13 protein-coding genes are annotated in these 12,944 nt (G+C 36.3%); 5 read left to right on the top strand and 8 right to left on the bottom strand.

The features are described from left to right. From mnmG to LVD15_RS07475, 6 genes are all read right to left on the bottom strand, one after another. Window positions 1–1,866 carry a tRNA uridine-5-carboxymethylaminomethyl(34) synthesis enzyme MnmG gene (gene mnmG / locus LVD15_RS07500; RefSeq protein WP_233779679.1) on the bottom strand — a complete coding sequence of 622 codons (1,866 nt, stop codon included), beginning with the start codon at window positions 1,864–1,866 and terminating at the stop codon, window positions 1–3. A gap of 174 nt (window positions 1,867–2,040) precedes the next feature. Further along, on the bottom strand, window positions 2,041–2,457 hold the full coding sequence (ybeY, locus tag LVD15_RS07495; protein ID WP_233779678.1) for an rRNA maturation RNase YbeY: 417 nt from the start codon (window positions 2,455–2,457) through the stop codon (window positions 2,041–2,043). Then, on the bottom strand, window positions 2,457–2,858 hold the full coding sequence (locus LVD15_RS07490; protein ID WP_233779677.1) for an ATP-binding protein: 402 nt from the start codon (window positions 2,856–2,858) through the stop codon (window positions 2,457–2,459). Before LVD15_RS07490 ends, ybeY begins: the two co-directional genes overlap by 1 nt. A 5-nt stretch (window positions 2,859–2,863) precedes the next feature. Further along, entirely contained in the window at window positions 2,864–6,151 is a 3,288-nt protein-coding gene (locus tag LVD15_RS07485) for a DUF4175 family protein (protein ID WP_233779676.1), read from the bottom strand. A 156-nt stretch (window positions 6,152–6,307) separates the two neighbouring features. After that, window positions 6,308–6,670: a hypothetical protein gene (locus LVD15_RS07480; protein WP_233779675.1), complete on the bottom strand. Its 363-nt coding sequence runs from the start codon at window positions 6,668–6,670 to the stop codon at window positions 6,308–6,310. After that, complete coding sequence (locus LVD15_RS07475; RefSeq protein ID WP_233779674.1) at window positions 6,667–7,014, bottom strand: carboxymuconolactone decarboxylase family protein; 348 nt, start codon at window positions 7,012–7,014, stop codon at window positions 6,667–6,669. Before LVD15_RS07475 ends, LVD15_RS07480 begins: the two co-directional genes overlap by 4 nt. 47 nt (window positions 7,015–7,061) lie before the next feature. Here LVD15_RS07475 and LVD15_RS07470 point away from each other — a divergent pair, with 47 nt between their 5' ends. Further along, window positions 7,062–7,742, top strand: coding sequence for a ComF family protein (locus LVD15_RS07470; RefSeq protein ID WP_233779673.1), 681 nt, complete (start codon window positions 7,062–7,064; stop codon window positions 7,740–7,742). A 74-nt stretch (window positions 7,743–7,816) separates the two neighbouring features. Here LVD15_RS07470 and LVD15_RS07465 read toward each other — a convergent pair whose 3' ends face one another. After that, a complete protein-coding gene (locus tag LVD15_RS07465) occupies window positions 7,817–8,431 on the bottom strand; it encodes an HD domain-containing protein (protein WP_233779672.1) in 615 nt (204 codons plus the stop codon). Window positions 8,432–8,570: 139 nt separating this feature from the next. Here LVD15_RS07465 and LVD15_RS07460 point away from each other — a divergent pair, with 139 nt between their 5' ends. The 4 genes from LVD15_RS07460 to LVD15_RS07445 all read left to right on the top strand — a co-directional run bounded on the left by LVD15_RS07460 (window position 8,571) and on the right by LVD15_RS07445 (window position 12,266). Beyond that, complete coding sequence (locus LVD15_RS07460; RefSeq protein ID WP_233779671.1) at window positions 8,571–9,128, top strand: RNA polymerase sigma factor; 558 nt, start codon at window positions 8,571–8,573, stop codon at window positions 9,126–9,128. After that, window positions 9,121–10,461, top strand: coding sequence for a PilN family protein (locus LVD15_RS07455; protein WP_233779670.1), 1,341 nt, complete (start codon window positions 9,121–9,123; stop codon window positions 10,459–10,461). The genes LVD15_RS07460 and LVD15_RS07455 overlap by 8 nt, the downstream gene beginning before the upstream one ends. 65 nt (window positions 10,462–10,526) lie before the next feature. Beyond that, window positions 10,527–11,510, top strand: coding sequence for a DUF6268 family outer membrane beta-barrel protein (locus LVD15_RS07450; RefSeq protein WP_233779669.1), 984 nt, complete (start codon window positions 10,527–10,529; stop codon window positions 11,508–11,510). Between the two features lie 207 nt (window positions 11,511–11,717). Then, window positions 11,718–12,266: a hypothetical protein gene (locus tag LVD15_RS07445; protein WP_233779668.1), complete on the top strand. Its 549-nt coding sequence runs from the start codon at window positions 11,718–11,720 to the stop codon at window positions 12,264–12,266. Between the two features lie 109 nt (window positions 12,267–12,375). Here LVD15_RS07445 and msrA read toward each other — a convergent pair whose 3' ends face one another. After that, a complete protein-coding gene (gene msrA, locus LVD15_RS07440) occupies window positions 12,376–12,927 on the bottom strand; it encodes a peptide-methionine (S)-S-oxide reductase MsrA (RefSeq protein ID WP_233779667.1) in 552 nt (183 codons plus the stop codon). Between the last annotated feature and the right edge of the window lie 17 nt (window positions 12,928–12,944).

Below are 12,944 nucleotides of genomic sequence, written 5' to 3'. Positions count from 1 at the left end.
TTATTTACTTAAATAGACCATTAGAATTGATATATCTGCAGGAGATACACCACTTATTCTAGAGGCCTGTCCTATGGTTGAAGGTTGAATCTTTCTTAGTTTCTCTCTGGCTTCAGAGGATAATGCTTTTACATCATCATAATTGAAGTTGTCACGTATTTTCTTATTCTCCAATTGTTCCATCTTCTCTGCCAGCTGCCGCTCTTTGTCTATATAACTATCATACTTAATTTGTATTTCTGCTTGTTCAAGTATGTTCTTATCATATTTGGATAGATATTCTTTAAGATCAGGATCTAATTGCTGTAGCTGAAATATGTTTAATTCAGGTCTTTTAAGCAATCCGATGACTGGTACTCTTTGTTTGAGTGCTGCAGAATTGAATGAACTTAACCCTTCATTTGCGTATTCAGGTTCTATTCTCTTTTGATTTAGATCGTTGATTATTCTTGATACATCATTCTTTTTGTCTAGCATAGCTTCTAATCTGTCATTGTCTGCCAAACCTATACTATGTCCTTTTTCTGTTAAGCGAAGATCTGCATTATCTTGTCTTAATAGAATTCTGAATTCTGCTCTGGAAGTAAACATTCTATAAGGTTCTTTGGTACCTTTATTAATTAGATCATCAATCAATACTCCTATATAGGCTTCTGATCTTTTAAGAACAAAGGGATCTTTTTCATTGATCTTATTATGAGCATTTATACCTGCAACTAATCCTTGACATGCTGCTTCTTCATATCCTGTGGTACCATTTATCTGCCCAGCAAAATATAGATTCTCTACCAGTTTTGTTTCGAGGGTGAGCTGTAGTTGTGTTGGAGGAAAGAAATCATATTCAATTGCATATCCTGGTCTGAACATTTTGGCATTCTCAAATCCTGGTATTAGCCTCAATGCTTTATATTGAACATCTTCTGGCAAAGAAGTGGAGAAACCATTTACATATATTTCTACAGTATCCCATCCTTCGGGTTCTACAAATATTTGATGTCTTTCTCTCTCAGCAAATCTATTTATTTTATCTTCTATAGATGGGCAATATCTTGGGCCTACACCTTGTATTCTACCATTGAACATGGGAGATTTATCAAAGCCAGTCTGTAGTTCTTCATGTACATTATTATTGGTGTAGGTAATAAAACAGCTTCTTTGGTTTTCTAATGGCTTGGTATTGTTAGAATATGAGAACTTTTCTGGTAGCTCATCTCCTTTTTGTTCTTCCATTTTAGAATAGTCAAGGCTACGACCATCTATTCTTGGAGGCGTTCCTGTCTTCATACGTCCTGCTTCAAAGCCCAGGTTCACCAGTTGTTCTGTAATTCCTTTAGCAGCCCTCTCTCCTGTACGCCCACCACCGAATTGTTTTTCACCAATATGTATCAGTCCATTCAAAAAGGTTCCATTGGTAAGAACTACAGCTTTAGCTTTAATTTCTAGTCCAAGACTTGTAGTAACACCTTTGATTTTATTACCTTCTACTAATACTCCTGTGATCATTTCTTGCCAGAAGTCTACATTAGGTGTGGCTTCTAACGCTAATCTCCATTCTTCTGCAAAGCGCATTCTGTCATTTTGAGTACGTGGACTCCACATTGCAGGACCTTTAGACTTATTAAGCATACGGAATTGGATCATACTTTTATCTGAAATGATACCTGATATCCCTCCGAGCGCATCTATCTCTCTTACAATCTGTCCTTTCGCTACACCACCCATTGCTGGGTTGCAGCTCATTTGAGCTATAGTATTCATGTTCATAGTTGCCAAAAGCACTTTTGATCCCATTCGAGCCGCCGCGTGTGCAGCTTCACATCCAGCATGTCCTGCCCCTACTACTATTACATCATATTCTGGAAACATATATAATATCTCTTTTAGTGTTCCACGTGGAACGTAGTCTTAAATGTCATTCGTTGTTTTGTATGTGTTCCACGTGGAACATGAACTTTTGCAATTCTCGATTTCAAATAATGTTCCACGTGGAACATTATTTCATCTGAGTAAGTGCTTTATTAAAGTTCCACGTGGAACAGTTTATAGTGATGTTAAGCTTTCATCTTCCTTTGATCTCATTATCGTTTTTTCTTCTTCTGTTTTATCTCCATATCCCAAAAGATGAAATACTCCATGTATAAGCACACGGTGTAATTCTGTTTCAAAAGGAATGTTCATGCTATCTGCATTGTCTTTTATTCTATCGATGCTTACAAATATATCTCCCTCTATCATCTCAGCGTCTTCTGAATTGTCAAAGGTGATAATGTCTGTGAGCGTATCATGATCAAGGTATTCCATGTTCATGTCGTATAGATAATCATCAGAACAAAAGATGAAGTTCAGCTCCTGAAGTTTATAGCCTTCATTCTCTATGATCTTATTGATCCATGTTTGAGTAGGCTCAGGATTAGAAAGCTTGAATTCTGTATCTTCCTGAAAGAAATGTATCTCCATTAATCTATATAGAAATTGAGTTCTACCACCTTACCTTCATCTTTGAATGTTACTTCATCAGACAAATGCCGCATAAGGAATATGCCTCTACCTCCTGGTTTCTCCAGATTTTCTGGTGAAGTAGGGTCTGGAAGATTATGATAATCAAATCCAGGCCCTTCATCTTCTATAGTGAATCTGATGAGACTATCTTGTAGTGATAGACTTAGGGCTACATTCTTCGACTTGTCTTGCTGGTTGCCATGCTTTATGGCATTGTTGACGGCCTCTGTTACAGCAATCATAATGTTGCCATAGATGTCATCATCCAGCTTGAACTTCTCCTTTGCATTGTCAATGAAGCTCTCGATCATTCGGATATTCTCTGATAAGGAAGGGATCTGAATTTTAATGGTGTTCATTTGAATTAATTATTAGGTTTATTACCTAGTCTTTTAAAATACTCGTTTACTTCTTGCTTGTAATATGGATAGAGTTTCGGTGGAACTGTCTTTAATAGTTCTACCTCTTTCTCCTTCAGCTTAAAGTATTCTTCAAAAGCTTTTGGTAAAGCCTTTTCATAGTCCTTAGCTGACTCCGCTTTTCTTTCCTCGTCTTGCTCTCTTTCTCTCATAGCATCTTCTGCCTCGAGCATACGAGTTAATATCTCTTTCTGGCGATTAATGGTTTCTTGAGTGATCTGTTTGTTTACCAAATCTGTTTCTGTCTCTTCCATCTTTTCAGGTAATCCATCTCCTGGTTTGTTTCCTGATTCGCCATACTTCTCTTGCATCTCCTGCATTTGCTGTCTTATACGTTGCTGCTCTGCTGCAAGTTTAGCCAGCTCCTCAGATAGCTCTCTACCACTCTTGCCACTTTTCTTTAGATCGTTAATCTTATTATTAAGCTCTTTTTGAAGCTGACTAAGTGATGGTGTCTTTTGTTTACCCTTCTGCTTAGACTGTCCTTGGCCTTGAGCATCCTGCATGGCGTTCATCATCTGTTCCAGTACATCATCTAATAACAGTGCCAGGTTATTCATAGAGGTCATGGCGAACTGTTGCTCAGATACTGCTATGGGTTTCTTACGATCTTTAATAGCCTTTACACTCTTATCCATATGATCGTTCATCTCTCCTACCTCACGAGTAACGAAAGTGGCTATTTGAAATACTCTATTGGCCAATGATAGTAAACTATCCTGCACTATCTTGGCATCATCTCTCAGTTTCAGTTCTGTTTGGCCCAGGTCTACAAAGCGTGGATCACTCTGTTGTACATTTTTAAACTCCTTCATTAAATCCTCCTGATCAAAAGAAAGCTTAAGCAGGTTATGAACTATATCTCTTAAGTCATCCAGGTTTTCCTGCATCATAGTCATTTCCATACCACTCTGCATTTGTTGCATCTTTTCTTTCATCTTCTGCATCTGCTGCTTAACATTCTGCTGAGATTCACTGGCCTTTTTCTTCTTATTCTTTTCTAGAGATTCCTTAGCATTCTGCTGCTCTTGCTCTATCTGCTCTTCCTCTTCTTGAGTGTCTGGTAATGATTCAGGATTTTTAAGCTCCTGATTCATCTCTTCAAGCTCTTCCTTATCCTTCTTAAATTCTTCGAAATCCTTTTGTAGTTCTTCCTGCTCCTTAGCTAGCTCCTCTTTATCCGATGATTTATCATCTGTTTTTTCGCTCAGTTCTTCTTGCTTTTTGATCTGATCATCTAATTCACTAATGGCATCATCTAGCTTTTGATCAAATTGCATTCTTTTAAATAGCTCAAGAGTTCTTTCCAGTTCCTGCTCCAGGTTCTCTTCTTTATTATCAATCTGATCTAAGGTGTTTTGAATATCATCAATATCCTTTTCTTCTAGCAGCTTTTTGAGTTCTTCATATAGCTTTTTAGTTTCATCATCCAGCAATTCATCCATCAACTTTTGTAACTGCTTAGATTTTTCACTGATGTTTTTATTTTCTTCAGAAAAACGATTTCTCTTATCCTGGTTATTTTTATTCTGCTCCTTTAACTCTTCTAATGATTTGTTGAGTTCTTCTTTCTTCTCTATAATATCTTTAAGTAAGTTCTCTTCTTGCCAGTTGAGATCTTTCTTACCTTTTAGCCTATTCTCTGCCTCTTTTATCTTTTCCTTTAGTTCCTGAGCATCTTTAATAGTTTTATCGATGTCCTTTTCAGTCTTAGCATTGGTTTTATCTACCTGATCTTTTATTTCTGATTTGGTAGGCAGTTTAAAGGAATATGTACCTGTTTTGGCAGATTTTCTACCATTTACACCATCGTTATCCCAAACTTGTAGATAGTAATTAATGCTATTGCCTTCTTCTATGTTTAGAGAATCTAAAAACCATTGATAGTAATAGCGCTGACTATTCTGGTTTTTGGAAATGGCAATGTTTATAGATTTAGTTTTTCCCTTACCGTTTTTGCCCTTCTCATTAATAGTGTAAAATAACTTTAGTTGCGTGAGACCGTAATCATCTGATATATTTCCGCCTAAGGCAATGTAATTATACATAGTAGTATCCTGATAAGTACTGAGGTCTATTTCAGGATATTGATCTTTAACAACGTCTATTTTGTAAAGAATTTTCTCTTTATTATTACTGTATTGGTTCTTAAGATTTAGACTATAAATCTGTGAGTTAAAAAACTGCTTTTCAAACTCAAATACTTGATTGTCAATATTTTGAAGGGTGTATAAGCTGTCAGATTTATCAAAACCAATAGTAGCTTCTTCTGACTGAATAGTCTTAAGTTGCCACTTCACTTGGGTGCCTTCTGGTATTTGTAAATTGCCTGTATTATTGAGTCTTTCATTTTTCTTACCGAGATAGGCAGGGTAATCCAGATATACGTTGAAGTTTTTGATATTAGGCCGATCCACTACTTTTACATGATAAGTAGATGAATTATATCCGGCAGCCTGGAAGGAGAAATTTTTGTCATCCTGGATTTTACTGAAAGTGTAAGTATAGCTCCCCTCTTCAGGTGACATTTTGATCATTCGATCATTTAGAACTATGTAAGCATTTTCCGGAAGTACATCTCCATCTAAGTTTAGCTTCAGATTGAAGTCTTCATTTTTAAATGCGATCAACTCATCATTTTCCAGTTCGAAAGAAAATGGTGCTTCCGGAACGAACTCTCTATTAAATTCTATGATTCTTGAGGAGCTGGAAGTGATAAATGAAGGGCTTATAATTAGCACAGAGAGTAGTACAACCAAGGGCACTACCAAATATTTAACGTACGAGCGATTGCGCTTAAAATCTACGGCTTCAGTGAATTCGTAAGATGCAATTATATCTGATTTTTGTAATATGCTGGCTTGAACCAGGGCTCCTTGAAACTTTTGTAACTGAATGATATTCAGTAGTTTATCATTTATCTCCGGAAAATGCTGTCCAATTTTTTTAGCCGCTTCTTCATCGCTCATAGCTTTTTCATTTTTGAGCAACGAGATCAAAGGAATTACTACATATTTACCCATGGCCCATAGGGCAACTCCCACAAAAAGAAACAGTAAAATGGCCCTAATTAGTGATCCGAAGCGGAAAGAATACTCTAAAGTATTGAAAATCAGGAATATGGAAAAAGTAAGGCCTAGAGAAATGAGCAAACCTTTTACAGCGAGGTTCAAAAAGTACTTTTTTCGATACTGTCGTATTTTGCTGTAAATGTTTTGCTCAACGTTATTCATATTCACCAGATAATTTTAAATCTCATATATAATCCAGTATTCTTAAATCGGACTTTGGAAATATATTATACGTATAAGAACGGACCATAGTTCAGTATGATTTATCTCTAACTTTTTAAATATACATCGATATGCTATTCCTACCAAAATCCTCAATTAAGACACTACAATATTCAGTTCTTTTTCAAAATATTCAAGCACGTGCATCTTCAGCATTTTCTCTTGTTCCAGAAGATCAAAGTGCGGAAGATTCTTCACCTTTTTCCAATGTGGCCAACCCTCTTCATCAAGTCCTTCTAACTGATAGAATCCGGAAAAGCTAAGCACCTTGCAAATGGCTATGTGCATTAAGTCTTGTTTTTCTTCTTTACTAAAGACCTTCTTCCCTTTGCCAAGCTCTTGCACGCCTATAAGAAATAATATGCCATTTAAATCTTTGGGCTTTTTACCAATTACTTCTCTTAAGTGTAGGCGAAGTTTTTGCCAGGCTCTCTCTAACTCAAGGTCTTTTTTTATCATGCTGATTCACCTTCTAATTCTTCCCAAAATTCTACTGCTCTTCTCAGGTGCGGTATTACTATGGTTCCGCCTACCAGGTTGGCTATGGCAAAGCCTTCAAAGATTTGCTCTTTGGTTATTCCTATCTCATAGCATTTTTGAACATGATATTTTATGCAGTCATCACATCTTAGCACCATAGAAGCCACCATACCCATAAGTTCTTTAGTTTTTACATCTAAAGCACCTTCAGTATAAGCATTGGTATCCAGGTTAAATATTCTTTTCAGCACTTTGTTATCGGCACCAAGAATTTTTTCATTCATCTTGCTGCGGTAACTGTTAAATTCTTCGACTTTATTCATTAAATTATTTAGTAAAATATTCCTGCAAATATATCCATTCTCATACAATGCTAAATGATTTCATATCATTGTTCTTCCCTAACTACTGCCTGGCCTGCAATCGTGGGCTGGCCAAAGGAGAAAAATTGCTTTGTTTAAAATGTGAATATAATCTGCCAAAAACTGATTCTCATTTACACCATGATAATTTCATAGCCTCCAAATTTTACGGCAGGGCGAAACTATTACATGCTGTTGCCAGATATAAGTTTAATAAAAGTGGAAAAGTTCAAAGATTACTGCACCGATTGAAATATGGCGATAAACCGGAATTAGGAACTTTAATGGGTAGCGAATATGGTAAAGAATTAAGAGAAGCTAATTTTTCTGAGCATTATGATGTAATAGTGCCAGTACCTCTTCATAAGAAGAAGTTACGCCGGCGAGGCTATAATCAGAGTGCTATGTTTGGTACGGGTCTGTCAGAATCACTGGAACTACCTCAGTATGAAAATGCCTTGGTAAGAAATATCTATACTTCTACTCAGACTAAGAAATCTCGTCTGGACCGATTGAAGAATGTAAAAACCATTTTTGGCTATAATAAAGAGGTCTCATTGAGCGGTTTAAGCGTGCTTTTGGTAGATGATGTGATCACCACTGGAGCCACGCTAGAAGCTTGCATAGAAGCGCTTACAGAGGCAGGAGCGACATCTATTGGCGTGGCTGCTATTGCTTCAGCAAAATAGCTCAGGCTATTTGTCAACTAGGTGAAGCGCTAAGCTCCCTTAATATGGAATATTATAGTTAGGTACCACTATGATTAAATCATATTGCGCCATCTTGTTAAATCTCCCTCCATTTTTTCAATGTTCTTGTAAATATTCTTTTGCTTTCTTTTTTCAAGTACATGTTTTCCGTATTCGGTGCAGAATGAATGTTTTTGAAGGAATTCCAGATTGTTATTATACCACTGTTTGTCTGATAGGCAGGTATTGAGATTTTTCTCCCACTCTATCCTTAGTTTTTCCAGCCAATCGAAATATTTGTTACAGGCGAGATGATAAACATCAGCATCACAAATAATTTGTTCGGCTAAAGTTGTTGGCTTATGGCCAAATTTGGTGGCATTGATGCAATTGAGCACCTCCTTCAACTTCTTCGGTGCATACTGTTCCTTCTCTAAAAAATCCTGAGCTATAATTTTGCTTTCCTCTTCATGATTAAAATAATCTTTCAAATATCCGGTATCATGAAACCAGGCAGCAATAGTGACTATCTCGCGAATTTCATCATCAACTTTGAGCTTGTCACATACCTCCTGAGTGGCTTTAACCACCATTTTTGTATGATTAATATTATGAAAACACAAATCATTAGATGTGTTAGCTAATATTTTACATACGTAGGCTTCCGATTTTTTAATTATGGATCTCATGCACTTTTCCTTTTTCATTCATCAACACGCAACCTTTCTACCAACGGTTGGTTGAGCAATAAATTATTTTATCGAAATTGTTATTATTTAATTTTTGTGACCAACCAAATTTTAAATCACTGCGTGTAGAGAAATAACCGTGGAAGAGAACAAGGAATTTCATCAGCTGCTAAAGCAATGCAAAAAAGGTCATAGGCAATCTCAAGATAGATTGTACCTGGCTTTTTATAACTATGCTATGAGTATAGGCTTACGATATTCTCGTGATCGCGAAGAAGCACTCGAAATAGTTAACGACGCATTTATAAAGGTTTTTACTAACCTAAATAAATACACGGCAGGTCTTTCCTTTAAAGGATGGTTACGAAAAATAGTAATCAATAGCGCCATAGATTATTACAGGAGAAATGAAAAGCATTATCATAATGTAGATATTTCTTATGCTCGCTTTGAATATAATGACTATGATATTCTGGGTAAAATAAGCGAAGAAGAGATAATTGCTCTTATTCAAGAGCTGCCTCCATCCTATAGAATAGTGTTTAACCTGTACGCCATTGAGGGATTTAAGCATGACGAAATAGCGCAGAAGCTCGGAATAAGTGCAGGAACCTCAAAATCTAACCTTTCTGTAGCTCGCACCAAGTTGCAAGCTGCAATCAAGAAAATAAGTAACGTTCGTAAAAATCATGGATGATAACAAGTTTGACGAATATATAAGAAATAAGGTAGAGTCTTATAAAGACACCCAGGAAGATGAGGGTGCTCTGGCTGCTTTTAGGGCCAGGATGGAAGGGGTACATTACGTGCCTTGGTACGTCAAATACAAAGATTTTATGAGAATAGCTGCCGCTGTGATTATTATCTCCTTATTGAACTTTGGAGTTTACTCATATTATCATAATCAGGATAACGATGAGTTGAGAGAGGCTTTGGCCAGCTTAAAAGAAAATATTGAAGAAAACGAAGAGCTAAAATCTCAAATAAACTATTGGCAAAATCAGGCTAATGCCATTTCGGTAAATACAGATACGGTATATGTAGAACGAGAGGTAGTAAAACATATACCTATGTATGCTATGGCTCAAACTACAGTGGGTAGAAATGAAAATAAGATTTTGCTGGGTACTGATAGTGAAATATCAGATGAATTGAAATCATTCTTAACCAGATATTCTTTAGCCAGTGCAGATGCTCACGGAAATATTTACCTGAATTATAGAAATGAAGAGAATCCTGATCATGTAAATAGAAAAGGGGCTTATTTACCTGTTTCTCAAGGTTTTCATTCTTCCATGATAGCTATGGTAGATCTTGAAAAGGAGGTTGAAGAGATCAACAAAAACAAAAAACATAGAACCTCTATAGCTATGATGCGTGAGCTGGAAAAGCATAGGATGAATGGTATAGGATTTCAGTTTGGCCCAGAAGTGGGCTTTTATAAATTGGGAGTTGATAAAGCGTCTGGCAATTTAGGTCCTATGGGTGGAATAGAGGCTGAATTTATTTTAAGTCCGGCATTAAGAATAGAAACCGGAGCCAGATATATGCTCAATAGCTATGTGGTAGATAATCCGGAAAAATTGGGAGATGATTTATTAGACTATCCTGCAGCAGATCAGGAAATAGGCGAGTTGACTAAAATTAGAAATCAATCCAATATTTTAGCCTTCCCTATTCATCTTAAATATAATTTACCACTTTCTGAAAACAGGTATTTGTTTGTATCATCAGGCATATCACCTATGCTATATCTCAATCAGAATTTCAAATACATATATGCCTATAATTATGATAATGGTTCGGAAGATGATTTTACTGTAGAAATAGAAGCATCTAAATTTCATGATGAGCCCGCTATGTTTTTAGGAACTATAGATGCCTCTCTTGGAATAGAAAAAATATTAGAAAATAAATCTCATTTACTCGTATCGTTGTTTTATCAACATGGTATTTCTACCTTGGGAAATGAAGGAAGAAATATTAGCATGCTAGGCTTGCAAACTGCTCTTCGCTTCAGGGTAAAATAAAGTGTGCTCGTCATGAACTTATACCATATGAGAATGGTTTAATCATGACTTTCATAAATACAAATATGGCGAAATATTTTTGGCTAATGTGCCTAATGGTTATCAAAACCATTATACTCTTTGGGCAAAATTTAGAAGAAGATAATGTGGAGTTGGAGGCCGATATTATTCCTTACAGACCACGCATAGCTGAGATTACGTTTAATAATCTGTATGATTATAAAATGAGCTCAACTTCTGAAAATATGGGCGAGGCTGAAACTGAAATTGAGAGAGATACTCAAATGAAAATCAGGCTTGGTGCACCTATTATTATGAAGGAGAAGACCATGTTTGGTGTACAGCTTAAATATGACAGACATAGCTTTTTGCTTGATTATGATAACGGTGGCCAAGATTATGGCTTATACAATCATATAGAAAGACAAAAATTCACCAGTCTGGGCGGCAGATTTTTATTGCGAAGAGATTTAGCCGAAAATAAGAACGTAACCATTATTGCCGGAGCAGAGTTAAAAAGTGATGGTATAAAATGGACTAATAAAAGTGCCAAGTATTACCTGATGGGCTCCTATGAAGTTGCTCTCAATGAGCGCACAAAAATCGGAGGTGGTCTAGCACTGGCCTATACCCTATCTGCGCCTCAGATATATCCTTTCTTTAGTTACGAACATAAGATCAATAAAAATTGGACCCTGGATTTATACCTACCTAAAACAGCGGCGCTCAGGTATAAGGTCAGTAATAAATTTTATATAACAGGCTCTGCCGAAGTAAAGGGTTGGAGATATGCTATCAGAAATACCGACGTATCTGATGAAGTACTTACCCTGAGAAAATCCGATATATATGCCGGGCTAAGTTTGGAGCATGAAATTCATGATTGGCTGTGGTTAGGCTTTGATGCTGGCTTTACATTTAACCTGAGAAACTATCTAGCTGAGCCTGGTGACAGGCGAAGAGATGCCCTGATAGAGCTCAATCCGCAGAACGCACCGTTTGCCAGATTTGGCTTATTTATAGTGCCTCCCAGAAGGTTTTATAAGTGACCTACTTACTAAAAAGTAATTTTATGTAAGAAATTTGATATCAATGGGTTACAACAGTTTTAAGTGCCTTAAAATGGCTTATTTTGTGCTTGCGTGATATCAATTTTAATAAATCGAGCAGGTATGTTCATCAAGAATTAAAATAAGTTCTTATAAAAGTGGCACTGTTTTTTCATAATTTAGATATATCACATAAAATGTATTTGCATGAATTTTAAAAGAGTATTACTAGCAGTTTTATTTTTGGCTTTTATTAAAACAGCAGCAAGCGCTCAGGTTGTAGGAAAACAATTTCCTGAATTGGAGGCAGAAACCGTGTCGGACTCGGTGGTGATCTTACCTAAAGGTACCATGGGTAAATACACTTTGATAGGAATGGCCTATTCTAAAAAATCAGAGAAGGATCTAAATACATGGTTTAGCCCCATATATAACAAGTTTTTAAGAGAAGGCGGCGGCCTCTTTTCTTCATTTGGCTATGATGTAAATGTGTATTTCATACCTATGTTTACTGGTATAAATGCGGCGGCTACAGGCACTGCCAAAAACAAAGCGGCAAAAAACATAGATCCGAAGCTATTACCTAATATTTTATTCTACAAAGGTAAACTGAAGCCTTACAAAGAATCATTAGCTTTTGACAAAAAGGATGTTCCTTACTTTTTCATTCTTGATAAGCAGGGTAAAATAGTTTATGCTACTACAGGAGCTTATAGTGACAAGAAGATGTCAGAAATAGAAGATGTTTTAGAATAAAAATAGCGGCTTTTTAAAGAGCCGCCACTATATTTTAAATATTACAAAAGAGGTTCTTGAAATGTACTGCCATTATAAATGGAGCATATTTCTAGAACCTTTGTAATTTTTAGGCTTTAAGCTTTTCACTAAAAACAGCCTTTACTTTATCTACCTTTGGTTTTACCACAAACTGACAGTAAGGTTGCTCAGGATTTTGATTAAAATAATTCTGATGATAATCTTCAGCTTCAAAGAAAACTCCTAATGGAGATATTTCTGTAACTATAGGATCTGTGAAAGCCTTTGCATCATTTAGCTTTTGTTTGTATTCTTCAGCTATGGCTTTCTGCTCATCATTGTGATAAAAAACAGATGATCTATATTGGGTGCCTACGTCTGCTCCTTGCTTATTGAGTGTGGTAGGATCGTGTGTTTTCCAAAATACTTCTAATATATCTTTAAAACTGATTTCATTAGGGTCAAAGGTGATTTGAGCTACCTCGGCATGGCCGGTTAGTCCGCTGCATACTTCTCGGTAGGTTGGGTTTTTTACTTTGCCACCAGTATAACCAGAAACCACTTTTTTAACACCTTTTAAATTTTGAAAAACAGCTTCTACGCACCAGAAACAACCTGCGCCTAAAGTAGCCTTCTCCAAATTATTTTCTTCCTCAATCATACGTTTAGTATTAGGTT

This window comes from Fulvivirga maritima (assembly GCF_021389955.1).
Classification (GTDB): domain Bacteria; phylum Bacteroidota; class Bacteroidia; order Cytophagales; family Cyclobacteriaceae; genus Fulvivirga; species Fulvivirga maritima.
The sequence above is the reverse complement of the archived record's forward strand: the minus strand, read 5'-3'. Positions and strand labels throughout refer to the sequence as shown.